Source organism: Microbacterium sp. B19(2022), from assembly GCF_012030385.1.
GTDB lineage: Bacteria > Actinomycetota > Actinomycetes > Actinomycetales > Microbacteriaceae > Microbacterium > Microbacterium oxydans_B.
On the sequence record NZ_JAAUVO010000009.1, the window covers coordinates 144,358 to 167,682 of the forward strand.

A 23,325-nucleotide genomic window follows, 5' to 3' on the forward strand; every position below is an offset into this window, starting at 1 on the left:
TCGGGCTCGTCAGCCCTCGGATTCGACGGTCCACCAGGTGACGTCGACGACGCACAGCCCGTCGTCGGTCTCCTGGTAGAAGACGTAGCCGGGGAATTCCACGCCCCCGGCCACCCGCTCCGTGGGCAGGGAGAGGCCGATGTTCCAGCGTGGCTCCAGGGGGACCTGATCCGGCCAGTAGTCCGCCACGAAGCGTTCGGGCTCCTCCGCGGACAGCCCTTCCCAGTCCGCCGGTTCGCGAAGCTCCGGGTCGTGACCCTCGCACATGTACGACTCGGCTTCGCCTTCCGTCGCTGCGTCGATCAGGCCCTCGGTCGTCTCGATCACCCCAGCTCCGTCGTCGCCCCAGAGCATCGTGTTCAGGGAGCAGCCGGAGAGCAGGACGGCCAGACCGGCCGCGCCCAGGAGACCGAGGAGTTTTTTCGCCTGCGTCATGTCGGAAGCCGACGATCAGTCCGACGACTTCAGCACGAAGACGTCGGTCGACGGCTCGGGGTCGATCGCCGGGCGGTAGACATCCGGCTCGATGTACACGATGCGCGCGACCGGCACGGCTTCGCGGATGCGTGCCTCGATGGCGTTGATGTCGTCGGCGGCCTCGCGCAGCGGCTTGTCGGCGTTGAGGGCGATCTTCGCGGCGACCATCAGCTCGTCCGGGCCGAGGTAGAGGGTCTTCATGTGGATGATCTTCTCGATCTCGTCGCCCGCGTTGATGGCATCGACGATCCGGTCGTGGTCGGCCTGGGTCGCGCCCTCACCGACCAGCAGGCTCTTGGTCTCGATGCCCAGCACGATCGCGATCAGCACCAGCAGCACACCGATTATCACGGTGCCGAGTGCGTCGAACACGGGGTTTCCGGTGAGCAGTGTGAGCCCGACGCCGAGCAGAGCGAAGGTGAGACCGGTCAGAGCGCCCACATCTTCGAGCAGCACGACCGGCAGCTCGGGGGCCTTCGAACGGCGCACGAACGACACCCACGACTGCCCCTTCTCCCGCACGAGGTTGCTCTCGCGCACGGCCGTGCGCAGGGAGAACGACTCCAGCCCGATCGCGACGACGAGCACGACCAGGGGCAGCCACCACCAGGTCTTGTCCAGCTCGTGCGGGTTCGTGAGCTTGTCGATGCCCTCGTAGATCGCGAACAGGCCACCGACCGAGAACAGGATGATCGAGACGACGAACGCGTACACGTAGCGTTCCCGGCCGTACCCGAACGGGTGCGCGCGGTCGGCCTCCCGCTTGGCCTTGCGTCCGCCGAGCATCAGGAGCAGCTGGTTGCCCGAGTCGGCGACGGAGTGGATGGCCTCGGCGAGCATCGAGGCGGAGCCGGAGAGGGCCCAGGCGATGAACTTCGCGATGGCGATACCCAGGTTCGCCAGGAACGCCGCGACGATGGCCTTGTTGCCTCCGGATGCACTCATGGGACGAGTCTAGAACCGCCCGCCCGAGGTTGCGGGAGTGCCCGCCGTAGGATGACGACATGGCTGACTCGCTTCCTTCTCTCGCTTTTCTCGGTGCCGGTTCGATGGGCGGTGCGATCCTCCGGGGTGTGGTCGCCTCCGGCATCCGGATCGACGGCGGGATCACCGCGACGAACCGCACCGCGGAGAAGGCCGAGGCGTTCGCCGGCCTCGACGGGGTCACGAGTATCGCGCTCGCCGAACGGCCGGACGGCAACGCCGAGGCCGCCGCTAGCGCGCGGATCGTGCTGGTCGGCGTCAAGCCCGCGATGGTGCCCGACCTGCTGCGCGAGATCGCTCCGCACCTGACGGACGACGCGATCGTGGTGAGCGTCGCCGCCGGCGTCACGCTCCAGACCTTCGCCGACGTGCTCGGCGCCGACGCCCGCGTCATCCGCTCGATGCCGAACACGCCGTCGACCGTGCGCAAGGGCGTCACGGGGCTCGCTGCCGGTTCCGCCGCCACAGCCGAGGATCTCGCCCTCGTCCGCCGGCTGTTCGAGACCGTCGGCGCGGTCGTCGAGGTTCCGGAGTCGCAGATCGACGCGCTGTCCACGATCTCGGGCTCCGGCCCCGCCTACGTGTACCTGCTGATCGAGGAGTTCACGAAGGCCGCTATCGACATGGGCTTCGCCGAGGCCGACGCCAGGCTGATGGTGGAGCAGACCTTCATCGGCGCGACCGCGCTGCTCGACGCGTCGGGGGAGGCCCCCGCCGAGCTGCGGCGTCGCGTCACGAGCCCCAAGGGAACCACCGAGCGTGCGGTCGCCGTTCTGCAGGACGCGCAGCTCGACCGTACCTTCGCGGATGCCGCGGCCGCAGCCCTCGCACGGGCGAAGGAACTCGCCGCCGGGGCCTGAGCCATGCAGCTGCGGATCGAGGGAGTCATCTGGTACTGGCGCGGGCCGGCGCCGTTCCACTTCGTCACCGTGCCGCCGGCCGAGAGCGAGATGATCCACGATGTCGCGTCGATCGTCACGTACGGGTGGGGGATGATCCCCGCATCCGTCACCATCGGTTCCACCACCGTGACCACGGCCCTCTGGCCGAAGGACGGTGGCTACATCGTGCCGATCAAGAAGGTGCTCCAGGACCGCGAGGGTCTGGGCGTCGATGACGTGGTCGAACTCGTCCTCGACATCGACGCCTGACCGCCCGACCCCGCTCAGCTCTCGCTGGAGACCTCGGCGAGAACTTCCGGCCAGCGCCGGTTCAGGATGCTGCCGCCCAGCACCGCCCCGCCCCACAGGGCCGCGGTGCCGAGCACGACACCGCAGCCGAGACTCACCCAGCCGAGCGCAGGATTCCAGATGCCGGCGATCGCGAAACCGAGCGCCGGCGCCCCGAGCACGAGCGTGATCGGTCCGATGATGATCATCGCCAGCAGCGACTGCACACCACCGGACGAGCCGCGGCCGAGGGGGTTCGCCTCGGGTGCGGGCGCCCGACCCGGAAGGAAGCTGCCCACCCAGGCCCCGGCGCCGGCCGAGATCGCCGTCAGGCCGAAGGCAGACCCGATGCTTGCGGGGAGCAGGTCCCATCGGCCGGCGATCAGGCAGGTGGCCGCGCACAGCAGCAGCGTCACGGGAATCGCGATCAGCCCGAATCCGAGCAGTCGCCCTGCCCGGTCCGCCGCACCGCTGACGCCGTTCAGGATGTGGGCGGCGACCGCGTCGTTGTCGTAGGCGATCGCCATCTGCATGATCGTGCCGGTGAGGAGCGCGTTGATCGTCGGGATGAGGATGATGGCCGGACCGAATCCGAGGGACTCGTCCTGCAAGCCGTTCATCAGGGAGAGGCCGATGAAGATCGCGGGCAGCAGCAGGAGCATCACGATGTTCACGATCTGCCGGGGGTCGCGCCGGAAGTACCGCAGCGTGCGGGCGGCGATCGCCCCGACCGGGCTGGCCGGCAGTATCCGATCGAGCAGTCCGACCGAGCGCACGCGTCCGCCGCCGGTGTCCTGGATGGGGGCGACCAGCCGCGCAGCGAGCAGGCCCTGTGCCGCGAACCACAGTGCCGCGACCGTGGCGAGGGCGATGAGCAGACGGAGTGCCGCGGTGAGGAGGTCGCCCTGAGCGACGGATCCGGATACGCCGAAGACGGCGCCCACCGGTGTCCACGCGGCGATGTCGGCGATGGTGGTGAACGCTCCGCCGACATCGTTCACCCGGACCAGCGCGCCGATGCCCACGTTGAGCAGGACACCGGACGAGGAGAGGAGCACCACGCCGACGATCACGACCAGGTCGCGGGCGCTGCGTCGGGCCAGCCAGCCGGCCAGCACACCGCTCACCACGCGGGCGCCCAGCACGCAGGTGGCGACGGCGACGGGGATCATGATCAGCGCGGTCAGCATTGCGGGCAGGCTCACCGACCAGCCGAGGAGCATGAGCAGGAGGGCGACGGTGGTGCCGATACCGCCCACCGTCGTCGCCCCCGCGACGACGAAGCCCGGCAGCAGGGAGCGCGCGGTCAGGGGGAGCAGCGCGAACCGCTCCGGCGCGAGCGAGTCGTCGGCGCTGACCAGGATCGACCCGATCCACCAGCCGAGGACGATGACCGCGCCCGCCAGCACGATCGCGGTGACGGCGGCGTCGGGCGCGGCGAACCGCAGTGCCACCAGTCCTGCCGTCAGTGCGGCGAGGAAGCCGAGCGCGAACAGTCCGGTGATGACCAGGGTGACGATCATCCAGGGATTGCGGGAGAGCTGATGGCGCAGCTGGCGCCAGCGCAGGCTTACGAGGAGCGCAACCATGCGAGCGTCTCCGTCCCGAGGTCATGTGCCCCCACCAGGGCGAGGAACCGCTGCTGCAGCGACAGTCCGGCGCGCACCTCGTCGAGCGTCCCGTTCGCGAGCAGGCGTCCCTCGGCGACGATCGCGACCCGATCGCACATCGACTCGACGAGCTCCATCACGTGGCTGGACAGCACCACGGTGCCGCCACCGTCGACGAACGCCCGCAGGATCTGCCGGATCGTCTCGCCGGACACCGGGTCGACGGCTTCCAGCGGCTCGTCGAGGATCAGCAGGCGAGGCGCGTGGATCAGCGCGCATGCCAGACCGATCTTCTTGCGCATGCCTGCCGAGTAGTCGACCACGAGTCGGTCTCGAGCGTCGGTGAGGCCGAGCGCGGCCAGGAGCTCGTCACTGCGAGAGACGACCTCGGCTTCGGCCATGCCGCGCAGCAGTCCGGTGTAGCGCAGCAGTTCGGCACCGGTGAGGCGGTCGAGCATGCGGATTCCGTCGGGGAGCACGCCCATCCGGGCCTTCGCGTCGGCAGGGTTCTGCCACACGTCGGCGCCCAGGACCCACGCGGCGCCGGCATCCGGCCGCAGCAGACCCGTGGTCATGGCGAGGGTCGTGGTCTTGCCCGCGCCGTTGGGGCCGAGGAGCCCGAGCATGGATCCGGCCGGCACATCGAGGGAGAGGTCATCGACCGCGATCTTCTGCCCGAATTGCTTGCGGAGCCCGCGGAGGGCGAGGACGGGAGGGGCCGCTGCGTTGTCGGTCATGCGTCCCATCCCACCACGGCCGTGCACGACGGTGCATCCGCCGCGAGGGGGAGTCGAGGGATCGGACGTCTCCGAGGTCAGCGGTCGAGGCCGGCGAAGCGCTCGATGTCGCTGTTGGTCCCCGAGACGATGATGAGGTCGTGGTTCGTGACGATGGTGTTCGCCTCGGCGTAGCGGAAAGGCTTGCCCGGACTCTTCACGCCGACGACCGTGACCTTGTACTTCGAGCGCACGCCCGACTCGTTGAGGCCGACGCCGCGGATGAACTTCGGCGGGTACATCTTGGCGAGGACGAAGTCGTCGTCGAAGCGGATGAAGTCGAGCATCCGCCCGCTCACGAGGTGCGCGACGCGCTCACCGGCCTCGCGCTCCGGGTAGATGACGTGGTTCGCGCCGACACGGGCAAGGATCTTGCCGTGGGACTGCGAGACGGCCTTGGCCCAGATCTGCGGCACCTTCAGGTCGACGAGGTTCGCGGTGATCAGCACGGACGCCTCGATCGAGGAGCCGACCGCGACGACGGCGACCTGGAAGTCCTGGGCGCCGATCTGACGGAGGGCGTCGATGTTCTTCGCGTCGGCCTGCACCGTGTGGGTGACCCGGTCGGACCACTTCTGCACGAGCTCGAGGTTGTCGTCGATCGCGAGCACCTCGCGGTCGAGGCGGTCGAGCTCTCCCGCGCAGGCAGCGCCGAACCGACCGAGACCGATGACGAGGACGGGAGCGTCGCCCCGGAGGACTTCAACCAACGATCGGCCTTTCCACGGGCAGTGAGTAGTACTGCGTTCGCGATGTCGCGGCAACCGCCGCGGCGAGTGTCACTGTACCAACGCGCCCCATGAAGATGGTCGCGGCCATGACGTAGGAAGCCGAATCGGGGAGCTCTGCCGTGAGGCCCGTGGACAGACCGACCGTGCCGAACGCCGAGATGACGTCGAACAGCACATGACTGATGTCGTCTTTGGTGATCTGGGCGATGGTGATGGTCGACAGCGCCACGATCGTGGCGCCCCACGCGACGACGCTGAGCGCCACGCGCTGCACGTCGCTGGGGATACGGCGGCCGAAGGCCTCGACCGACTGGCGGCCCTTGGCCTCGGACCAGACGGCGATCGCGAGCACGGCCAGAGTGGTGACCTTGATGCCGCCGGCGGTCGAGGCGGAGCCGCCACCGACGAACATCAGCATGCTGGCGGCGAGCAGGGACGAGCCGTTCAGATCGTCCATCTCGATCACGTTGAAGCCGCCGGATCTGGTCATGGCGGAGAGGAAGAAGGCTTGGAACGTGGTGTCCGCCGCATCCATCGACCCGAACGTCTTCGGGTTGTTGAACTCGAGCACGACGAAGACGACGGCGCCCAGGATGAACAGCAGCACGGTCGTGACGAGTGTCAGCTTGGTGTGCAGCGACCACCGCTTCACGTGCCAGACGTGCTTGGCGAGGGTATAGATGACGGGGAAGCCGATGCTGCCGAGGAACACGCCCACCATGAGGAGGAACAGCACGAGGTAGTCGTCCGCGAACACCGCGACGCCGCCGTCGTTCGGCGCGAACCCGGTGTTCGTGAACGCCATGGCCGCGAAGTACGGCGCCTCCCAGAGCGCGGCGATGGGGTCGACCTTCGCCATCACCAGTGCCGGGTACAGCAGGGCCGCCAACGACGCCTCGATGATGAGGGCCGACACGGCGACCGTGGTCAGCAGTTGGCCGACCTCACCGAGTCGTACGGTCTGGCTCTCGTTCACCACTCCGCCGTGTGCCCGCAGAGGGTTGGTGTCGCCCGCTGCCAACAGCTTGGCCCGCAGGCCGAGACGCTTGGAGATCAGCATCCCCATGAGAGACGCGAGCGTGAGGACGCCGAGGGCGCCGATGTTCACGCCGAGGAAGATCAGGACGTGGCCGAAGGGGGACCAGTGGTTGGCCATGTCGACGGTGGCGAGGCCGGTGACGCAGATCGTCGACACGGCGGTGAAGAGCGCATCGCTCAGCGGTGTGACCGTGCCGCTCGCGGACGCGATCGGCACCGACAGCAGCACCGTGAACACGAGGATCAGGAGCGCGAACACGACGATCGCGAAGCGGGACGGCGACGAGGTGACGAGGTGCTTCACCCGGCCGGCGGCGCCTTTGAGGGCCTGTCGTGGGGACGACGCCGAAACGATGCCCGACATCGCTGCCCCCTCGTGATTCTCTCTCGCCCGCGCGCCGCGGACACGCGGCGCCAGTCGCCGAGCCTTCGTCATGGTACTCCGTGCCGGAGCCGACTACCCTGATCACATGACGGACATCTTCGACGTGATCGCAGACGGTACGAGGCGCGACATCCTCCAGCTCCTGCTGCGACGCACGGACGAAGGAGAGACGGGCACCAGCGTCAGCCAGATCGTCGCCGATCTCGGCATCAGCCAGCCCACCGTGTCGAAGCATCTGAAGGTGTTGCGCGACGCCGAGCTGGTCTCCGTGCGCGAAGACGGACAGCGTCGTTTCTACAGTCTCGCCGTCGAACCGCTCGAGGTCGTCGACGACTGGCTGGTCCCCTTCCTCGTCGATGCGTACGGCGACGAGGCCCCCGACATCGATTACCCCGTGAACGACAGCGCCGCGCACGCCGCCGAGGTCGTCGGTCGTGCCGCGGCCTCCGCGAAGCATGCCGTCGCCAACGCGCTCAAGCGCCTCGGCGCCTGAGCCGTCCAGGCATCCTCAGCGACGTCCCGCCTTGCGGCGGAAGAGCCACGCGCCCCACGTCACCGCGATCAGCAGGATGACCAGGCACCAGCCGATCGCCCACCATGCCTCGCCCTGTAGGGGCGTATCCATCAGGAGGGCGCGGATCGTCTCGACGATGGGCGTGATCGGCTGATTGGCCGCGATCGGCTGCAGCCACTCCGGCATGCTCGCGACGGGCACGAATGCGCTGGAGAGATACGGCAGGAACAGGAGGACGAATCCGTAGCCGTTCGCGCCCTCGGGGCTTCCCGCGGCGAGACCGATGGCCGCGAACAGGTATGTGATCGCGAGGATGTAGAGGGTGATGAGGCCCGCGAACGCGATCCATTCCCCGAGGCTCGCGGTGGGTCGGAACCCGACCAGCACGCCGACGCCGATCACGATCGCGGTGGCGATCAGGTTCCGCAGCACACTGGCGACGACGTGCCCGGTGAGCACGGCGCCCGCACGCAGCGGCATGGTGCGGATCCGATCGATGATGCCGGTGCGCATGTCGTTCGCGACATACACGGCGGTGGACGATGCCCCGAAGCCGGCGCACGTCAGGATGATGCCCGGCACGACGTAGTCGACGTAGGCGCCCGACGGGTCGATGGCGCCGCCGAAGACCCAGGTGAACATGAGCATGAGCATCACCGGCAGCATGATCGCCATCAGCAGCGATTCACCGTCGCGGACGGAGTGCCGCAGGCTCCGTCCGACGAAGACGGCCTCGGCGGTGAATCCGCGCAGCCTCGGTCGGGGAGTGGGCGCGGAGTGGGCGGATGCCGTCGCTCGAGGCGCGGCCAAGGTGGCGTTCATACGTTCTCCTTCACGGGGCGAGGGGTGGAGGCGGGCGAGGTGACGGCGAGGAACACGTCGTCGAGGGTGGGGCGTCGCAGCGTGACGACGCCGTCGGCGCCCTCCTCGTCGAGCAGGTCGAGCGCTCGCCGCAGGTCGGCGACCGTGCCATCGGTGGGGATCTGGCGGGCGAGCACGCCAGCGTCGTCATGGAGCTCGACGGTGTCTCCGCCGATGCGCGCCTTCAGCTCCGCGGGTGTGCCGAGCGCGGCGATGCGGCCGTCGTGCAGCACGGCGATCCGGTCGGCGAGCTGGTCGGCCTCCTCCAGGTACTGCGTCGTGAGGAACACCGTGGTGCCGGAGGCCGCGAGCATCCGGATGATGTCCCACAGATCGCGGCGGCTCCGCGTGTCGAGACCGGTCGTCGGTTCGTCGAGGAACAGCACCTCCGGCGTCACGACGAAGCTCAGGGCCAGGTCGAGTCGGCGGCGCATCCCCCCGGAAAACGTGCGCACGGTGCGGGTGGCGGCATCGGTCAGGTCGAACTGGGCGATCAGGTCGGTGGCGCGACGCTTGGCGGCGGCGCGGCCGAGGCCGGCGAGCCGGGCGAACATGACCACGTTCTCCGTCGCCGTCAGCGCGTCGTCGACGGCCGCTGCCTGACCGGTGAGGCTGATGCGGCGCTGCACGTCGACCGCGTGCGTGCGCACGTCCCATCCGGCGACGGTCGCCACACCGGTGTCCGCGGTGGTGAGCGTGGTGAGGATGTTGATCGTCGTCGTCTTGCCGGCCCCGTTGGGTCCGAGCAGGGCGAAGACCTCGCCGCGTCCGACGGCGAAGTCCAAGCCGTCGACGACGGTCTTCTGGGCGAAGGCCTTGTGCAGGCCTCGCACCTCGATGGCTGTGTCCATCAGGCGATTCCTTTCTGCGTATGACAAAAACTGTGTACGAGCAACGCAACTGTGTATGACGGTAACACACTGTTTATGAAATAAACAGAAGTAAGATGAGGCCATGACTGAGACCGAACCGCCGGAGCTGCCGCGGGGGATCGCGCTCGCCTGGGGCGTCGCCGCCAATCCGCAGCGCGGACCCAAGCGGGAGATGAGCGTCGAGAAGATCGTCGACGCCGCCGTCGAGCTGGCCGATGCCGAGGGGATCGGCGCCGTGTCGATGGCGGCGGTGGCGGCGAAGCTCGGCTTCACGCCGATGTCCCTCTATCGCTACGTGGCGGCCAAGGATGACCTGCTGCTGCTGATGCAGGAGGAGGCGACAGGGCTTCCGCCCGAGAGCCACCTCGAGGTGGACGGATGGCGCGGGCGGCTGCTGGCGCTCTACGAGGCGCAGATCATGCTCTACCTGCGTCACCCCTGGATGCTCTCGCTGCCGATCACCGGATCGCCGATCACCCCGAACAGCTCCGCCTGGCTCGATGCAGGACTCGCCGCTCTCGAAGAGACCCCGCTGACTGCCGAGGAGCGGTTGGCCGTCGCTCTCGCCATGACGGGGCACGCCCGCTGGTGCGGAATCGTGCAGGCCGGCTACACGGAACAGGCCCGCGGCAGCGGGCTCACGCCTGACGAGGTCTCCGCGCGCGAGGCCGCACTCTTCGATCGGGTGATCACCGCCGAGGAGTTCCCGGCTCTGCGACGCGCGATCCAGGATGATGTGTTCCTCTCCGTCGCCGATCCGTTCCGCTTCGGGGTCGAGCGGACGCTCGACGGCGTGGCCGCCTACATCGCCGGACTCGACCGTGGCGAGACGCGGTCCGCGGCAACCGAGTGGGTCGACCTCGAGCCCGCCGAGCTCGCGGGAGACCGCCGCCTGAAAGAAGCACAGAGGGCGGTGCGCGACGCGGAGAAGGCTCTGCGCACGGCTCACAAGGTCGAGCGACAGGCGCTTCGCGAGGCGCGGGAACGACTGGCCAAGGTGAAGAAGCCGGCCTGACCCCGCTCGCGGCGTGGGCCGTGTGCGCTTCGTCCCGCTGATCACACGGGCCACATGGGTTTACATGCGTCCCAGCTACCCCATAGAGTGTGCACATCGAGAAAGGGGTACGTGGGATGCCCGAGGTTCCAGATGTCCGATTCCTCACGGTGGCTGAGGTCGCCGAGCTGATGCGCGTGTCCAAGATGACCGTGTACCGGCTGGTCCACGCCGGGGAGCTGCCGGCCGTTCGCTTCGGCCGCAGCTATCGCGTGCCCGAGTCCGCCGTGGCCGACGCGCTGCAGCGGCCCATCGCCGACGTCGGTTGAATCCGCGGAGAAGACACCGTGGACGTCAGCACGTTCTACGCTCTCTTCTCCACCACGTGCTTCACGCTCACCGGGCTCTGGTGGAACGTCGTCCGCGCTCGGCGTGACTGGACCGCGAACCCCGCGATGCGCCGGACCATCGGCGGCATCTACCTCTCCTTCCTGCTCCCCGCCCTGATGGGGCTGTTCGCCCAGGTCGGCGGCACCGAGACCCCGATCCTGTGGCGGCTGTCCTTCGTGGTCGTCGCGATCGTGGGGGGCGCCTCCATGGTTCGTCTGGTCGCACAGGCCAGGGGAGACGGGACCCCGGCGTCGGTGCGTTGGATTCAGGCCGGCACCGTGGTCGTCTATGCGGCGGTCGCCGTGATCGGCGTGGCTCCCCAGATCGTCGCTCCGCTCGGGCTCACCGGCATCCAGGTTGAGGCTCTCCTGCTGATCGCGCTCGTGGCCCTCGGGCATGCCCTCGTGTGGCGGTTCCTGGTGACGGACGACGTTCCGGAGTGAAGGCGCACAGCTCAGGCCGTCGGGTTTGCTAGACTGGCCCGAGGCATTTTCCGTGCCCGTACCCGGGTGTCCGATTTCGGCGACACCCAGCCACTGACTTAGTGAGGTTTCCGTGGGTTCTGTCATCAAGAAGCGCCGCAAGCGCATGGCGAAGAAGAAGCACCGCAAGCTGCTTCGTAAGACTCGCCACCAGCGTCGCAACAAGAAGTAAGCGACCAGACACGAGCGCCTGTCTTCGGACGGGCGCTTTGTGTCTCTGCCCGCAGTTCCGTACCGCCGAGAGGATGTCATGAAGTCGATCACCGTCACCGAACTCGCCGAGCGGTCGGGTGTTCCGCTCATCGACGTGCGGGAGGTGGACGAGTTCGCTGCAGGCCATGTGCCCGGTGCCGTCAACATCCCCATGTCCGAGATCGGCAACCGGCTCGAGGAGCTGCCGGCGGAGTCGTTCGACGTCATCTGCCAGGCCGGCGGTCGCTCCGCCCGCGTCGTCGAGGCGCTGGAGTCCCGCGGCTTCGATGCCACCAACGTCGAGGGCGGCACGGGGGAGTGGATCTCCCAGGGGCGCGCTGTCGAGGTGCCGTCGGCGTGACCACGCTGACCCTGATCCGCAAGCCCGACTGTCATCTCTGCGAGGTGGCCTCCGACGTGATCGACGCTGTCGTCGCCGAGCTGCCCGACGCCGCCGCGGAGCAGATCGAGATCGTCGAGGCGTCCATCCAGGACGACCCCGCACTGTATGAGCTGTGGTGGGAGAAGATCCCCGTCGTCCTGATCGACGGCGATCTGCACGCGCACTGGCGCGTCTCGCCCGAACGACTGCGCGAGGCGCTGGAGGCCGCGGTCCGCGGTGAGGCGCGAACCGAGACGAAGGAATCCCTGTGACCATCCGCCATGTCGTGATGTGGAAGCTCGCGGCCGAAGATGCCGCCGTGCGTGCCGAGCAGGCGGCCGAGGTCGCTCGTCGCCTCAACGCCCTGGGCGGTGTCGTGCCGCAGCTGCTGTCGATCTCGGCCGGTGCAAACGCGGCCTACCCCGAGACGAACTGGGACGTGACGCTCGTGGCCGACTTCGGCTCGGTCGCCGACATCGACGCGTACCAGGTGCACCCCGCGCATGAGGAGGTCGCCGGCTACATCCGCTCGGTGGTCGCCTCGCGCGCCGCGGTCGACTTCGAGGTCTGAGACCGCGTCGCACGCGCTGCGGCACTTGATTTCACGTCGCCACTGACGTGCACTTGCAACGCAAACGTGATACGTCGACCGACTGATGTCATTGGTCACGCGACGAGCCGCATGTTTAGATGTTCTCCTACCCGTCCGTGGGCACACCCCGCCCTCGTCTTACAGGAGCCGACATGCCTCGTCGTAACCTCATCGCCGGTCTCGCCCTCGTGGCGACCGCCACTCTCGCGCTCGCCGGCTGCGCGACCGGTTCGTCCGATGCGGGAAGCAGTGACGCTCCCGCCGCGGGCGATGAGTACGGTCTGATCGAGGCCGGCACGCTCACGGTCTGCTCCGACGTTCCCTACCCGCCCTTCGAGGTCGAGGACCCGTCCAGCGACATCGAGTACTCCGGATTCGACATCGATCTCCTCGCGGCGATCGCCGAGAAGCTCGATCTCAAGGTCTCCGTGCAGGACGTGGGCTTCGACCCGCTGCAGTCGGGTGCGATCCTCGTCTCGGGTCAGTGCGACATCGGTGCGTCGGCCATGACGATCACCGAGGAGCGCAAGGCCAACATCGACTTCTCCGACCCGTACGTCGACTCGCTGCAGTCGCTGCTGGTCCGTGCCGATTCGGACATCAAGTCCATCGACGACCTCGACGGCAAGAACGTCGGCGTGCAGCAGGGCACCACCGGCGAGTCCTACGCGACCGAGAACGCCAAGGGCGCCCAGCTCGTGCAGTATCCGTCGGACGGTGAGCTGTGGCCGGCGATGCAGGCCGGGCAGATCGACGCGATCCTGCAGGACCAGCCCGTCAACTATGTGCACGAGCAGGACGACCCCGCGTACAAGATCGTCGAGACCTACCCGACCGACGAGTCGTACGGCTTCGCCTTCGCCAAGGGCGAGAAGGACGAGCTCCGTGAAGCCATCAACAAGGCGCTCAAGGAGCTCCAGGACGACGGCGGATACCAGGAGATCTACGACGAGTACCTCGCGGCCAAGTGACCGGCGGCGTCGGTAGAGCGGGAGGACCTCGACGATGGCGTTGAGGCGTACCACCAAGGGCAAGCTATATCGGTATTCGGTCTATGCGGTGCTGATCGCGATCGCCGTCTGGGCGATCGTGACCACCGACTGGGCGAAGATCGGACCGCTGTTCTTCAACCCCGAGATCGCGGCGAAGATGTTCCCCGGGATCATCACGACCGCACTCGTGAACACCCTGTGGTTCACGGCCGTGGCGTTCGTCGGCGGCCTGCTGCTCGGTGTGCTGCTGGCCCTGATGAAGCTGTCGGTCATCGCGCCGTTCCGCTGGATCGCGACGTGCTGGATCGAGCTGTTCCGGGGACTCCCCGCGATCCTCACGATCTTCGCCATCGCCTTCATCCTGCCGATCGCCGTGGGCGTTCCCGGGACGAAGCTCGGCGGACCGGTCGTGCTCGGACTCATCGGTCTCATCCTCGTCGCCTCGGCGTACATGGCCGAGACGATCCGCGCCGGGATCCAGGCGGTCCCGAAGGGGCAGACGGAGGCCGCGCGCTCGCTGGGTATGTCGCCCATGAAGACGACCTTCTGGATCGTCGTGCCGCAGGGTTTCCGGATCATCATCCCGCCGCTCACCAACGAGTTCGTGCTGCTGCTGAAGGACACGTCCCTGTTGTTCATCGCGGGGTCCTTCATCTGGTCGAAAGAGCTCACGAACTTCGCGCGTGACGCGAGCACCCAGAACGCGAACGGAACGCCGTTGATCATGGCGGCGATCCTGTACCTGATCGTGACGATCCCGCTCACGCGCTTCAGCGCGTGGCTGGAGCGTCGGATGGCGAGGCAGCGATGATCACCGAACTGATCGATGTGCATGCCCCGGCGATCGACGTGCAGGGGCTGGTGAAGTCGTTCGGCGACAACGAGGTTCTCAAGGGCATCGACCTCACCGTCACCAGGGGCGAGGTCGTCTGCGTGATCGGGCCATCGGGCTCCGGCAAGTCGACGCTGCTGCGGTCGGTGAACCTGCTCGAGGAGCCGACCGCCGGCAAGGTGCTGATCGAGGGGATCGACATCACCGATCCCGACGTCGACATCGACGGTGTGCGCACGCGCATCGGCATGGTGTTCCAGAGCTTCAATCTCTTCCCGCACCTCGATGTGCTCGGCAACCTCACGGTCGCCCAGCAGCGGGTGAAGAAGCGCTCGAAGAAGGAAGCCGAGCTGATCGCGCGCGCCATGCTCGAGCGCGTGGGACTGTCCGAGAAGTCGGATGCCTACCCCGGACACCTGTCCGGCGGGCAGCAGCAGCGCGTCGCGATCGCGCGTGCGCTGTGCATGAACCCGGACATGATGCTGTTCGACGAGCCGACCTCGGCACTCGACCCCGAGCTGGTCGGCGAGGTGCTGCAGGTCATGCGCTCGCTGGCCGACGAGGGGATGACGATGCTCGTCGTCACGCACGAGATGGGCTTCGCGCGGGAGGTCGGCTCGCGCCTGATCTTCATGGACGGCGGACACATCGTCGAAGAAGGAGACCCGCGCGAGGTGCTCGCGAACCCGCAGCATCCGCGCACGAAGGACTTCCTGGCGCGCGTGCTCTGAGGTTGCGGCGGCACGGTCTGCCGAGACCCCGCCTTCACGACGAGACCCCCTGGTGCAGACGTCTGCACCAGGGGGTCTCGTCGTGAAGTGGGGGTGTCGAGCTAGTCGACCTCGACGACCTCGGCGTCGGCGGCGTTGCGGCGGACGGCGTCGATGCCGTTCAGCGCGGCGGACTTCGACGAGTAGCCCTCACCCGTCGCGATGACCTCGCCGTTGCCGGCCTTCAGACGGAACCGGTACTCACCGGACTTGTCGGTGTACAGCTCGAACGTGCCTGCCATGAGGCGTCCTTTCTCTTTCGGATGGAGGGAACCCGCCCTCGCGGCTCACGCTATCGGTCCCGGTATATCGGTGGGAAGAGCGGCCTCACCCGCGTGGGTGCACCGCGACCGGCTCCGGCGCGACGGCGATGCGCACCCGGTCGCCGAACGAGGGATGGATGCCGGGGGCATGCTGCACCCGGACGAGCTCGCCCGACTCGGTGCGGACGAGCGTGCGGCGCATGCTGCCGAGGAAGGTGCTCTCCTCGACCAGGGCATCGGTGGCGGCATCCGCCTCCGACGCGAAGTAGACGTTCTCGGGTCGGAGGTACACATCGACCGGACCGTCGGCCGGTGACTGCAGGGGGAGGTGCTGCCCCCAGACCAGCACATGATCGCCCTCGGCAACACCCGAGACGACGCTGGAGAGCCCCACGAAGGCCGCGACGCCCGCCGTCGAAGGGGTCGTGTACAACTGCTCGGGGGAGCCGATCTGCTCGATCCGTCCCGCGTTCATCACGGCGATCCGGTCGGAGACGGCCAGCGCCTCCTCCTGGTCGTGCGTGACGAAGACCGTCGTGATGCCGAGGCGCAGCTGGATGCGGCGGATCTCATCGCGCAGCTGCACGCGCACCTTGGCGTCCAGTGCCGACAGCGGCTCGTCGAGCAGAAGCACCTTGGGCTCGGTGACGAGAGCCCGCGCGAGCGCGACCCGCTGCTGCTGCCCGCCGGAGAGCTGGTGCGGAAAGCGGTCGGCGAAGTCCGCCAGGCCGACCAGCGCGAGGGCATCGAGCGCGCGCTTCTGCGCCTCCTGCCTGCCGATGCCGCGCCGCCGCAGACCGAAAGCCGTGTTGTCGACCACCCGCAGATGGGGGAACAGCGAGTACGACTGGAAGACCATGCCGATGTCGCGCCTGTTCGTCGGCACGCGCGACACGTCGCCGCCCCCGAGCAGCACCGCACCCTCGTCGGCGCCCTCGAGCCCGGCGAGCACGCGGAGCAGCGTGGTCTTGCCGCATCCCGAGGGGCCGAGCAGCGAGACGAACTCCCCGGGTGCGATGTCGAGGTCCACCCCGTGCAACACGCGTGTGCCCGCATAGCTCTTGACGATGCCCTGCAGTTCGACGCGGGTGCCCTCGCCGGCCCTCGCCAGCAGCAGGTTGTCCTTGGTGCGCGGCAGCGCCTGGTCGAGGGTCATGAGCGTGCCTTTCGGGTGCCGCGCGCGACGCGGCCGATGAGGAGGAGCAGGAAGTAGACGAACGCCAGCGCCAGCAGGGTGAAGATCGCCGGCGCGAAAGGATCCTGCTTCTGCACGACGACCATGGCGGTCTGGAACACCGGGCGGTTCAGGAGCGAGGCGATCGTGAACTCGCCGAGCACGACCGCGATCGAGATCAGCGATGCCGCCAGGAGTCCCTGCCGGAGGTTCGGCGCCAGCACCTTCAGGATCACGGTCGGCCAGCTCGCGCCCAGAGAGCGCGCCGCCTCCGAGAGGGTGCGCAGGTCGGCGGCATCGATCGAGGCCTGGATCGATCGGGAGGCATACGGGAGCACGGTGATCCCGTACGCGAAAGCGAGGGTCCAGGTGCCCGTGCCCAGCGTGCGTCCGATCTGCAGATAGAGGGGCGCGAGCCCGACGACGAGCACGATCGCGGGGATCGAGATGGGCAGCAGTGCCGCGAACTCGAAAGCGGGCTTGAGCTTCGGGAAGCGCAGGTTGACCAGGATCATGGTCGGCGCCAGCAGGAGCAGCACGATCGCGACCGTGACGACGGCGAGCACGAGCGAGTTGCCCAGGCCCGTCCAGATCGGCTTGATGGCGGCGGAGGCGGCCGGATCGAAGAGGGCGGCCCAGTGCTCGAGAGTCGGTCCTTCCTTCCCGCGGAGCGTGAACAGGAAGGTCGAGGCGAGGGGGATGACGAAGAATGCGCCGACGAGGATGCCGATGACCCAGCGGGTCACGCGGGAGGGGCCGAGGCGATTCACGACTGCCACCGCGCCGCGCGGCGCTGGATGAGCGAGTACAGGGACATCACGACCGCCACCACGACGATCATGCCGAGTGCGAGGGCACCGGCGAGGTTCTCCCGCCCGAGCAGCGTCTCGCTCGTGAGGGCGGTGCGGATCTGCAGCGGCACGATCTGCGAACCCTGGCTGGCGAGAGCGGCGGCCGTCGCATAAGAGGAGAAGGCATTGGCGAACAGCAGCAGCAGGCTGGCGAGGAATGAGGGGGCGAGCACGGGGAGGCCGATGCGCAGCCAGAAGCTGGAGCGGCTACCGCCGAGCGTGAGGTTGGCCTCGGCCCACTGCGGCTTGAGCGCGGCGAGGGCGGGCATGAAGGTGATGACCATGAGCGGGATCTGGAAGTAGATGTAGGGCAGGATCAGCCCGGGCAGCTCGTACAACCAGGCGCCGTTCGCGAAGATGTCGATGCCGAAAGCGTCCTGGAGGAACAGGGTGACGACGCCCTGGATGCCGATCGTGGCGATGAAGGCGAACGCCAGCATGACCCCGCCGAACTGCGCGAGCACGCCGGCCGCGGCATCCACCGACTGGCGCATCGCCCCGTCGGGGTTCATGCCGAGGAGGGCATAGCAGACGAGCGCGCCGACGACCGCGCCGACGACGGCCGTGAGCAGGGAGAGCCAGGCGGAGTTCGCGAAGGTGTTCAGCACGACCGGGTCGGCGAGGGCCGCGACGTTGGTCCAGGTGAAGGCGCCGTCGTCGTCGAAGAAGCCCGACCCGATCGCGAGGACCGTCGGCACGGCGAGGAAGAGCACCACGTAGGCCGCGAACGGGACGAGCCCGAGCCAGGCCGGGGACGGGCCGGACCGCCGGGCCTTCGCGTGTGGCGAAGACCCGGCGGGGGTGGCGGGGGCGGATGCCGCAGCATCCACCCCCGGTAGGGAGAGGGTCGTCACTGGACGGCCGCGGCCCACTTCTCGCCGAGCAGCGTGCCGGCGTTCGTCGACTGCTCCTCGGTCGGGACGACGGTCTCGTCCGGAGCGTCGGGGAGTGCCGCCGCGAGGTCGGCATCGATGGTTCCGGCCTCGGTCATGGCCTCCATGCGCACGGGGCGCGCTCCACCCTTCAGCCACAGGTTCTGCACCTCGTCGCTGTAGAGGAACTCCTGCCACAGGCGTGCCGCCGCCGGGTTCGGGGCGTCGACGTTGATGGCCTGGTTGTAGTAGCCGGCGTAGCCGGTGCCGTCGAGCACGACGACCTTCCAGTCGTCGTTGTCGGCCGTGTGCGAGGCGTTCAGGTAGTCCCAGTCGAAGACGACCGGGGTCTCGCCGCTCGCGATGGTCGCCGTCGTGACATCGACCTTGAGCAGGTTGCCGGCCTTCTGCATCTCCGAGAAGAAGTCGATGCCGGGCTGGAAGTCGTCGAGCGTTCCGTCGGACTGCACGGTCGCGAGGCCCACGGCGGCGAACGCGGCGCCGGCCTGGGTCGGGTCACCGTTGATCGCGACGGAGCCCTTGTAGCCGGCCGACAGCAGGTCGGCGAGCTCGGAGGGCGCATCGAACTTCGACGAGTCGTAGCCGATCGACATGTATCCGCCGTAGTCGCCGACGAAGAGGCCGGTCGGCTCCTTGAGCTCGTCGGGGATCTCGTCCCACGTCTGCACCTTGTAGGGAGCGAACGTGTCGGTGCTCTGCAGCGCGACGGTCAGACCGAGGTCGAACACGTCGGGCGCGGTGTCGAGGCCCTTGTTGGTCTCGGCGGCCTGGATCTCTTCGGCGCTGGAGACGTCGGGCGAGGCTTCGTTGATCGTGATCTCGGGGTACTTCTCGGCGAACAGGTCGAGGATCTCGCCGTAGTTCGCCCAGTCGCGGGGAAGGGCGATGACGTTGAGCGAACCCTCCTCCTTGGCAGCGGCCTCGAGTTCGGCGAAAGTACCGAAGTCCTCCACGGACGTGGCCGCGGCGGCATCGACCGTCTCGCTGCTCGACGCCGGTGCGTCGGTGGCGGACGCGCAGGAGGTCAGCGCGAGTGCGGCCGTGGTGGCCAGGGCGATGCCGGCGCCGATGCGCGCGCGGCGGATGAAGCGAGCCATGAGTGTCCTCTCGGTGTCCGGCGAGGGTGCGCCGGTTTCGGGTTGCGAGAGGACACTATGAGGCGCAGGTTGCCGACCGTCCCGGGCCGGGTGAACGGCGCGTGTCGCGGTGGTGGCGGGACGGGTGCGGGGTGCGGTTCGCTCGGCCTTCCGCGCTGCGCTCGGCCAGAATCCGAGAATCAGGCCGAGGACGCTGCGATCGGCCGACGGAAGCGCGCGGGTCAGGCCTGCGGGACGTTGTACTTGAAGCCGCGGTGCGAGCCCACGTAGCCCAGGCGCTCGTAGAAGCGGTGGGCGTCGGTGCGGGCGGCATCCGAGGTGAGCTGCACCATCGACGCGCCGACAGCGGGGGCCGCCGCCTCGCCCACCCAGCGCATCACCGCGGATCCGATGCCCGACGACCGCAGACCGCTGTGCACGCGTACCGCCTCGACCAGCAGCCGCCGCGCGCCGCGGCGTGACATCCCGGGGATCGAGGTGAGCTGCAGCGTGCCGACGACCGCACCGTCGAGCTCGACGACGAGCAGGTCGTTCGAGGGCTCGGCCAGGATCTCGGTGAGTGCCTGGGCGTAGACGGGGCGATCCTCGTCGGATGCCACATCGCCCCGCGCCGCGCTGATCGGGTCGTCCGCGAGTAGCGCGATCACGGCATCCGCGTCGTCGACCACCGCGCGGCGGAGCACCGCCGTCCCGATGCGCGAGCCGAACGAATGGGGCAGCGGAAGGGCGTCGAGCATGCGACCAGTCTGCCAGCGGGCGGAGCGGATGCCGGCGCGCGGCCGACTCTCTGGAATCATGGCCGAGTGGATATCGGCGCCGTGCTCGGACTGGAGCAGCTCACCTGGGGGATGCTCCTCCTCGTCGTCATCGCCGCGTTCTGCGCCGGGTGGATCGATGCGGTCGTCGGCGGGGGAGGCCTGCTGCAGCTGCCGGCGCTGCTGCTGATCCCCGGCATCTCGCCCGTGCAGGCACTCGCGACGAACAAGCTCGCCTCCGTCTTCGGCACCGCGACCAGCAGTGTCACCTACTACCGCCGCGCCAAACCCGACATCCGCACGGCGTTGCCGATGGCGGCGATCGCGTTCATCGGCTCGTTCGGGGGTGCGGCCGTCGCGACCGTGCTGCCGCCTGCCGCGTTCAAGCCCATCATCGTGATCGCCCTGCTGGTCGTCGCTCTGTTCACCGCGTTCCGGCCGCAGATGGGCGCGGCGACGAAGCTGCGGTTCCACGGGCACAAGCACCACATCATGGCGGGTGCCGCCGGGCTCGGCATCGGGTTCTACGACGGGATGATCGGCCCGGGCACCGGCACCTTCCTCGTCATCACGCTCGTCGCGCTGCTCGGTTACGACTTCCTGCAGGCGAGCGCGAAGGCGAAGATCGTGAACCTCGCGACGAACGCGGGCGCGCTGATGCTGTTCATCCCGCACGGGGCGGTGCTGTGGCTGCTGGGCGGCATCCTCGCGGTGGCGAACGTCGCGGGCAGCTACCTGGGGTCGCGGATGGCGATCTCGCGGGGGACGACCTTCATCCGCGTCGTGTTCCTCGTCGTCGTGGTCGCCCTGATCGCGAAGCTCGGCGTCGACGTGTGGAACGAGAACATCGTCCCCGCGTTCGCTCTCCTCGGCTGAACGTCGCAGAAAAGCGCCCGGGTCGCACGATTCCGAAGAATGCGTGCGACCCGGGCGCGAGTCTGCGACGGGGCTCAGGCCTCGTCGTCCTCGGGCTCGAAGTCGACGCCGGCCTCGGCGCGCTGCGCGTCGGTGATGGGCGCGGGAGCGGAGGTCAGCGGGTCGAAGCCGTTGCCGGACTTCGGGAACGCGATGACCTCACGGATCGACTCGGTCTTCGACAGGTGCTGCAGCACGCGGTCCATGCCGAGCGCGATCCCGCCATGCGGCGGGGCCCCGAACTTGAACGCGTCGAGCAGGAAGCCGAACTGCTCGTCGGCCTGCTCGTCGCTGATGCCCATGACCTCGAAAACGCGCTTCTGCACGTCTTCGCGGTGGATGCGGATCGAGCCGCCGCCGAGCTCGGAGCCGTTGCACACGATGTCGTACGCGTAGGCGAGGGCCGAGCCGGGGTCGGTGTCGAACGTGTCCTGGAACTCGGGCTTCGGACCGGTGAACGCGTGGTGCACGGCGGTCCAGGCGCCCGCGCCCACGGCCACGTCGCCCGAGGCCACGGCGTCGGCCGCCGGCTCGAACATCGGAGCGTCGACGACCCAGGTGAAGGCGAACTCGTCCGGGTTCAGGTAGCCGAGGCGGCGACCGATCTCGACGCGGGCGGCGCCGAGCAGCGCGCGGCTCTCCTTGGTCGAACCGGCGGCGAAGAACACGCAGTCGCCCGGCTCAGCCCCCACGAACGCGGCGAGTCCGGCCTGCTCGGCCTCGGAGAGGTTCTTGGCAGCGGGGCCACCGAGTGAGCCGTCCTCGTTGAACAGGACGTAGGCGAGACCGCGAGCGCCGCGCTGCTTGGCCCAGTCCTGCCAGGCGTCGAGCTGCTTGCGCGGCTGGCTCGCACCACCGGGCATGCGCACGGCACCGACGTACTCCGCCTGGAACACGCGGAACGGCGTGTCCTGGAAGTACTCGGTCGCCTCGACGAGCTCGAGGCCGAAGCGCAGGTCGGGCTTGTCGGAGCCGTACTTGGCCATGGCGTCGGCATACGTGATGCGGGGGAGCGGGGTCGCGACCTCGACACCGATCGTCTTCCACATCGCGACGATGAGCGACTCCATCAGCGTGATGACGTCTTCCTGGTCGACGAAGCTCATCTCGATGTCGAGCTGCGTGAACTCGGGCTGGCGGTCGGCGCGGAAGTCCTCGTCGCGGTAGCAGCGCGCGATCTGGAAGTACTTCTCCACGCCGCCGACCATCAGCAGCTGCTTGAACAGCTGCGGCGACTGCGGCAGGGCGTACCAGCTGCCCGGGCTCAGACGTGCCGGCACCAGGAAGTCGCGGGCGCCCTCCGGGGTCGAGCGCGTGAGAGTCGGCGTCTCGACCTCGGTGAAGTCCTCGGCGTGCAGCACGTCGCGGATCGCCTTGTAGACGTTCGAGCGCAGGCGCAGGTTCGCTGCCTGGGCAGGACGACGCAGGTCGAGGTAGCGGTACTTGAGGCGGGCTTCCTCGCCGACGGTCTCGGTGTCGGCGACAGCCGTGGAGACCTGGAACGGAAGCGGCGCGGACTCGTTGAGCACCTCGACGTCCGTCGCGATGAGCTCGATCTCGCCGGTCGGCAGGTTCGGGTTCGCGTTGCCCTCGGGGCGTCGCGACACCTCGCCGGTCACCTTCAGGACGAACTCGTTGCGCAGCGGGTGGGCGATCTCCTCGTCGCGGATGACGACCTGGGCGATGCCCGAGGCATCCCGCAGATCGATGAAAGCGACTCCTCCGTGGTCACGACGGCGGTCGACCCAACCCGAGAGGGTGACGGTCTGACCGATGTGCTCGGCTCGCAGAGAGCCTGCCGAGTGGGTGCGAAGCACGGAGTATTCCTTCTGATCTGGGAAATGGGGAACCCGGCCATTCTACGGGGGTGCGCGACTCCTCCCGGCGGGGTGGGCGATCGATCAGTAGGGTGTCTGTGAACGGAAGGTGCCCCCATGAATCTCGCCCTCGTCCCCGCGGCCGACGTCCCGGTCGTCCCCGACTTCGTCAGCCAGATCTTCTCCGGAACCTCCGGCGTGGTGGCGCTGATCTTCTACATCCTCCTGGCCGTCGCGTGGTGGAAGGTGTTCACCAAGGCCGGATACCCCGGCATCCTCGCCCTCATCCCGATCGTCAACGCGATCTTCCTGCTGCGGATCGCCGGGATGTCAGGCTGGTGGGTGCTGCTCTATCTGGTGCCGATCGCCAACGTGGTGCTCGCGATCGTCGTCGCCGTCAAGGTCGGCGCACGCTTCGGCAAGGGCGGGGTCTTCTCGTTCTTCCTGCTCTTCGTGTTCTCGTTCATCGGATACTTCATCCTCGGCTTCGGCGACTCCCGCTACCGCAAGGCGTGAC

The 23,325-nt window shown here is 68.4% G+C and carries 30 protein-coding genes; 15 read left to right on the forward strand and 15 right to left on the reverse strand.

Annotation, left to right across the window (positions count from 1 at the left end):
• Window positions 1–9: 9 nt before the first annotated feature.
• Window positions 10–435, reverse strand: a complete 426-nt coding sequence (locus HCX50_RS10340; RefSeq protein ID WP_237682440.1) for a hypothetical protein — start codon at window positions 433–435, stop codon at window positions 10–12.
• A gap of 15 nt (window positions 436–450) precedes the next feature.
• A complete protein-coding gene (locus HCX50_RS10345) occupies window positions 451–1,422 on the reverse strand; it encodes a cation diffusion facilitator family transporter (protein ID WP_167634242.1) in 972 nt (323 codons plus the stop codon).
• 59 nt (window positions 1,423–1,481) lie between these two features.
• On the opposite strand from HCX50_RS10345, the gene proC reads away from it, so the two are divergent.
• Both proC and HCX50_RS10355 read left to right on the forward strand, forming a co-directional pair.
• Window positions 1,482–2,321: a pyrroline-5-carboxylate reductase gene (gene proC, locus HCX50_RS10350; protein ID WP_167634244.1), complete on the forward strand. Its 840-nt coding sequence runs from the start codon at window positions 1,482–1,484 to the stop codon at window positions 2,319–2,321.
• A 3-nt stretch (window positions 2,322–2,324) separates the two neighbouring features.
• Complete coding sequence (locus HCX50_RS10355) at window positions 2,325–2,612, forward strand: DUF1905 domain-containing protein (protein WP_091035414.1); 288 nt, start codon at window positions 2,325–2,327, stop codon at window positions 2,610–2,612.
• A gap of 14 nt (window positions 2,613–2,626) precedes the next feature.
• Here the strand turns inward: HCX50_RS10355 and HCX50_RS10360 are convergent, their stop codons facing one another.
• The 4 genes from HCX50_RS10360 to HCX50_RS10375 form a co-directional block, all read right to left on the reverse strand.
• Window positions 2,627–4,219, reverse strand: coding sequence for a hypothetical protein (locus tag HCX50_RS10360; protein ID WP_167634246.1), 1,593 nt, complete (start codon window positions 4,217–4,219; stop codon window positions 2,627–2,629).
• Complete coding sequence (locus HCX50_RS10365) at window positions 4,201–4,977, reverse strand: ABC transporter ATP-binding protein (RefSeq protein ID WP_029263849.1); 777 nt, start codon at window positions 4,975–4,977, stop codon at window positions 4,201–4,203. Before HCX50_RS10365 ends, HCX50_RS10360 begins: the two co-directional genes overlap by 19 nt.
• A 77-nt stretch (window positions 4,978–5,054) precedes the next feature.
• Window positions 5,055–5,726: a potassium channel family protein gene (locus tag HCX50_RS10370; RefSeq protein WP_021198064.1), complete on the reverse strand. Its 672-nt coding sequence runs from the start codon at window positions 5,724–5,726 to the stop codon at window positions 5,055–5,057.
• Window positions 5,719–7,149 (reverse strand): TrkH family potassium uptake protein, encoded by a 1,431-nt coding sequence (locus HCX50_RS10375; RefSeq protein ID WP_167634248.1) that lies wholly within the window; start codon window positions 7,147–7,149, stop codon window positions 5,719–5,721. Before HCX50_RS10375 ends, HCX50_RS10370 begins: the two co-directional genes overlap by 8 nt.
• A gap of 106 nt (window positions 7,150–7,255) precedes the next feature.
• On the opposite strand from HCX50_RS10375, the gene HCX50_RS10380 reads away from it, so the two are divergent.
• On the forward strand, window positions 7,256–7,663 hold the full coding sequence (locus tag HCX50_RS10380) for an ArsR/SmtB family transcription factor (RefSeq protein WP_091035902.1): 408 nt from the start codon (window positions 7,256–7,258) through the stop codon (window positions 7,661–7,663).
• Between the two features lie 15 nt (window positions 7,664–7,678).
• On the opposite strand, the gene HCX50_RS10385 is transcribed toward HCX50_RS10380, so the two are convergent.
• Both HCX50_RS10385 and HCX50_RS10390 read right to left on the reverse strand, forming a co-directional pair.
• On the reverse strand, window positions 7,679–8,506 hold the full coding sequence (locus HCX50_RS10385; RefSeq protein WP_091035406.1) for an ABC transporter permease: 828 nt from the start codon (window positions 8,504–8,506) through the stop codon (window positions 7,679–7,681).
• Entirely contained in the window at window positions 8,503–9,396 is an 894-nt protein-coding gene (locus tag HCX50_RS10390) for an ATP-binding cassette domain-containing protein (RefSeq protein WP_205828996.1), read from the reverse strand. Before HCX50_RS10390 ends, HCX50_RS10385 begins: the two co-directional genes overlap by 4 nt.
• A gap of 103 nt (window positions 9,397–9,499) precedes the next feature.
• Here HCX50_RS10390 and HCX50_RS10395 point away from each other — a divergent pair, with 103 nt between their 5' ends.
• The 10 genes from HCX50_RS10395 (at window position 9,500) to HCX50_RS10440 (ending at window position 15,004) form a co-directional block, all read left to right on the forward strand.
• Complete coding sequence (locus tag HCX50_RS10395) at window positions 9,500–10,432, forward strand: TetR/AcrR family transcriptional regulator (protein ID WP_167634250.1); 933 nt, start codon at window positions 9,500–9,502, stop codon at window positions 10,430–10,432.
• A gap of 116 nt (window positions 10,433–10,548) precedes the next feature.
• Window positions 10,549–10,740, forward strand: coding sequence for a helix-turn-helix domain-containing protein (locus HCX50_RS10400; RefSeq protein WP_017204627.1), 192 nt, complete (start codon window positions 10,549–10,551; stop codon window positions 10,738–10,740).
• A gap of 18 nt (window positions 10,741–10,758) precedes the next feature.
• Window positions 10,759–11,244 (forward strand): hypothetical protein, encoded by a 486-nt coding sequence (locus HCX50_RS10405; protein ID WP_167634252.1) that lies wholly within the window; start codon window positions 10,759–10,761, stop codon window positions 11,242–11,244.
• A 112-nt stretch (window positions 11,245–11,356) separates the two neighbouring features.
• Entirely contained in the window at window positions 11,357–11,455 is a 99-nt protein-coding gene (locus HCX50_RS10410; protein ID WP_003792170.1) for a 30S ribosomal protein bS22, read from the forward strand.
• Window positions 11,456–11,533: 78 nt separating this feature from the next.
• A complete protein-coding gene (locus tag HCX50_RS10415) occupies window positions 11,534–11,836 on the forward strand; it encodes a rhodanese-like domain-containing protein (protein ID WP_091035398.1) in 303 nt (100 codons plus the stop codon).
• The gene (locus HCX50_RS10420; RefSeq protein ID WP_029263857.1) at window positions 11,833–12,129 is read left to right on the forward strand and encodes a glutaredoxin family protein; all 297 of its coding nucleotides are present in this window, start codon (window positions 11,833–11,835) and stop codon (window positions 12,127–12,129) included. The genes HCX50_RS10415 and HCX50_RS10420 overlap by 4 nt, the downstream gene beginning before the upstream one ends.
• On the forward strand, window positions 12,126–12,428 hold the full coding sequence (locus HCX50_RS10425; RefSeq protein ID WP_167634254.1) for a Dabb family protein: 303 nt from the start codon (window positions 12,126–12,128) through the stop codon (window positions 12,426–12,428). The genes HCX50_RS10420 and HCX50_RS10425 overlap by 4 nt, the downstream gene beginning before the upstream one ends.
• 173 nt (window positions 12,429–12,601) lie before the next feature.
• Window positions 12,602–13,420, forward strand: a complete 819-nt coding sequence (locus HCX50_RS10430) for a basic amino acid ABC transporter substrate-binding protein (protein WP_167634256.1) — start codon at window positions 12,602–12,604, stop codon at window positions 13,418–13,420.
• 34 nt (window positions 13,421–13,454) lie between these two features.
• On the forward strand, window positions 13,455–14,252 hold the full coding sequence (locus HCX50_RS10435) for an amino acid ABC transporter permease (RefSeq protein ID WP_029263860.1): 798 nt from the start codon (window positions 13,455–13,457) through the stop codon (window positions 14,250–14,252).
• A complete protein-coding gene (locus HCX50_RS10440; protein WP_029263861.1) occupies window positions 14,249–15,004 on the forward strand; it encodes an amino acid ABC transporter ATP-binding protein in 756 nt (251 codons plus the stop codon). The genes HCX50_RS10435 and HCX50_RS10440 overlap by 4 nt, the downstream gene beginning before the upstream one ends.
• Window positions 15,005–15,105: 101 nt before the next feature.
• On the opposite strand, the gene HCX50_RS10445 is transcribed toward HCX50_RS10440, so the two are convergent.
• From HCX50_RS10445 to HCX50_RS10470, 6 genes are all read right to left on the reverse strand, one after another.
• On the reverse strand, window positions 15,106–15,285 hold the full coding sequence (locus HCX50_RS10445) for a YegP family protein (RefSeq protein WP_167634258.1): 180 nt from the start codon (window positions 15,283–15,285) through the stop codon (window positions 15,106–15,108).
• An 85-nt stretch (window positions 15,286–15,370) separates the two neighbouring features.
• Window positions 15,371–16,462, reverse strand: coding sequence for an ABC transporter ATP-binding protein (locus tag HCX50_RS10450; RefSeq protein ID WP_167634260.1), 1,092 nt, complete (start codon window positions 16,460–16,462; stop codon window positions 15,371–15,373).
• Complete coding sequence (locus HCX50_RS10455; RefSeq protein ID WP_167634262.1) at window positions 16,459–17,250, reverse strand: ABC transporter permease subunit; 792 nt, start codon at window positions 17,248–17,250, stop codon at window positions 16,459–16,461. Before HCX50_RS10455 ends, HCX50_RS10450 begins: the two co-directional genes overlap by 4 nt.
• Window positions 17,247–18,185, reverse strand: a complete 939-nt coding sequence (locus HCX50_RS10460) for an ABC transporter permease subunit (RefSeq protein ID WP_167634264.1) — start codon at window positions 18,183–18,185, stop codon at window positions 17,247–17,249. The genes HCX50_RS10455 and HCX50_RS10460 overlap by 4 nt, the downstream gene beginning before the upstream one ends.
• Window positions 18,182–19,321, reverse strand: a complete 1,140-nt coding sequence (locus HCX50_RS10465; RefSeq protein WP_091035381.1) for an ABC transporter substrate-binding protein — start codon at window positions 19,319–19,321, stop codon at window positions 18,182–18,184. The genes HCX50_RS10460 and HCX50_RS10465 overlap by 4 nt, the downstream gene beginning before the upstream one ends.
• Window positions 19,322–19,542: 221 nt before the next feature.
• Entirely contained in the window at window positions 19,543–20,058 is a 516-nt protein-coding gene (locus HCX50_RS10470) for a GNAT family N-acetyltransferase (RefSeq protein WP_091035893.1), read from the reverse strand.
• Between the two features lie 111 nt (window positions 20,059–20,169).
• Between HCX50_RS10470 and HCX50_RS10475 the strand changes: the two genes are divergently transcribed.
• Window positions 20,170–20,952 (forward strand): sulfite exporter TauE/SafE family protein, encoded by a 783-nt coding sequence (locus tag HCX50_RS10475; RefSeq protein ID WP_167381647.1) that lies wholly within the window; start codon window positions 20,170–20,172, stop codon window positions 20,950–20,952.
• A gap of 74 nt (window positions 20,953–21,026) precedes the next feature.
• Here HCX50_RS10475 and aspS read toward each other — a convergent pair whose 3' ends face one another.
• Complete coding sequence (aspS, locus tag HCX50_RS10480) at window positions 21,027–22,808, reverse strand: aspartate--tRNA ligase (protein ID WP_105711151.1); 1,782 nt, start codon at window positions 22,806–22,808, stop codon at window positions 21,027–21,029.
• A gap of 117 nt (window positions 22,809–22,925) precedes the next feature.
• On the opposite strand from aspS, the gene HCX50_RS10485 reads away from it, so the two are divergent.
• A complete protein-coding gene (locus HCX50_RS10485) occupies window positions 22,926–23,324 on the forward strand; it encodes a DUF5684 domain-containing protein (protein WP_205828997.1) in 399 nt (132 codons plus the stop codon).
• Window position 23,325 lies beyond the last annotated feature (1 nt).

Bases quoted from the DNA above. Each gene is read 5' to 3' on its own strand.
- HCX50_RS10340 (WP_237682440.1), bottom strand. From the start codon at position 435: ATGACGCAGGCGAAAAAACTCCTCGGTCTCCTGGGCGCGGCCGGTCTG.
- HCX50_RS10345 (WP_167634242.1), bottom strand. From the start codon at position 1,422: ATGAGTGCATCCGGAGGCAACAAGGCCATCGTCGCGGCGTTCCTGGCG.
- proC (WP_167634244.1), top strand. From the start codon at position 1,482: ATGGCTGACTCGCTTCCTTCTCTCGCTTTTCTCGGTGCCGGTTCGATG.
- HCX50_RS10355 (WP_091035414.1), top strand. From the start codon at position 2,325: ATGCAGCTGCGGATCGAGGGAGTCATCTGGTACTGGCGCGGGCCGGCG.
- HCX50_RS10360 (WP_167634246.1), bottom strand. From the start codon at position 4,219: ATGGTTGCGCTCCTCGTAAGCCTGCGCTGGCGCCAGCTGCGCCATCAG.
- HCX50_RS10365 (WP_029263849.1), bottom strand. From the start codon at position 4,977: ATGACCGACAACGCAGCGGCCCCTCCCGTCCTCGCCCTCCGCGGGCTC.
- HCX50_RS10375 (WP_167634248.1), bottom strand. From the start codon at position 7,149: ATGTCGGGCATCGTTTCGGCGTCGTCCCCACGACAGGCCCTCAAAGGC.
- HCX50_RS10380 (WP_091035902.1), top strand. From the start codon at position 7,256: ATGACGGACATCTTCGACGTGATCGCAGACGGTACGAGGCGCGACATC.
- HCX50_RS10385 (WP_091035406.1), bottom strand. From the start codon at position 8,506: ATGAACGCCACCTTGGCCGCGCCTCGAGCGACGGCATCCGCCCACTCC.
- HCX50_RS10390 (WP_205828996.1), bottom strand. From the start codon at position 9,396: ATGGACACAGCCATCGAGGTGCGAGGCCTGCACAAGGCCTTCGCCCAG.
- HCX50_RS10395 (WP_167634250.1), top strand. From the start codon at position 9,500: ATGACTGAGACCGAACCGCCGGAGCTGCCGCGGGGGATCGCGCTCGCC.
- HCX50_RS10400 (WP_017204627.1), top strand. From the start codon at position 10,549: ATGCCCGAGGTTCCAGATGTCCGATTCCTCACGGTGGCTGAGGTCGCC.
- HCX50_RS10415 (WP_091035398.1), top strand. From the start codon at position 11,534: ATGAAGTCGATCACCGTCACCGAACTCGCCGAGCGGTCGGGTGTTCCG.
- HCX50_RS10430 (WP_167634256.1), top strand. From the start codon at position 12,602: ATGCCTCGTCGTAACCTCATCGCCGGTCTCGCCCTCGTGGCGACCGCC.
- HCX50_RS10435 (WP_029263860.1), top strand. From the start codon at position 13,455: ATGGCGTTGAGGCGTACCACCAAGGGCAAGCTATATCGGTATTCGGTC.
- HCX50_RS10440 (WP_029263861.1), top strand. From the start codon at position 14,249: ATGATCACCGAACTGATCGATGTGCATGCCCCGGCGATCGACGTGCAG.
- HCX50_RS10445 (WP_167634258.1), bottom strand. From the start codon at position 15,285: ATGGCAGGCACGTTCGAGCTGTACACCGACAAGTCCGGTGAGTACCGG.
- HCX50_RS10450 (WP_167634260.1), bottom strand. From the start codon at position 16,462: ATGACCCTCGACCAGGCGCTGCCGCGCACCAAGGACAACCTGCTGCTG.
- HCX50_RS10465 (WP_091035381.1), bottom strand. From the start codon at position 19,321: ATGGCTCGCTTCATCCGCCGCGCGCGCATCGGCGCCGGCATCGCCCTG.
- HCX50_RS10470 (WP_091035893.1), bottom strand. From the start codon at position 20,058: ATGCTCGACGCCCTTCCGCTGCCCCATTCGTTCGGCTCGCGCATCGGG.
- HCX50_RS10475 (WP_167381647.1), top strand. From the start codon at position 20,170: ATGCTCCTCCTCGTCGTCATCGCCGCGTTCTGCGCCGGGTGGATCGAT.
- HCX50_RS10485 (WP_205828997.1), top strand. From the start codon at position 22,926: ATGAATCTCGCCCTCGTCCCCGCGGCCGACGTCCCGGTCGTCCCCGAC.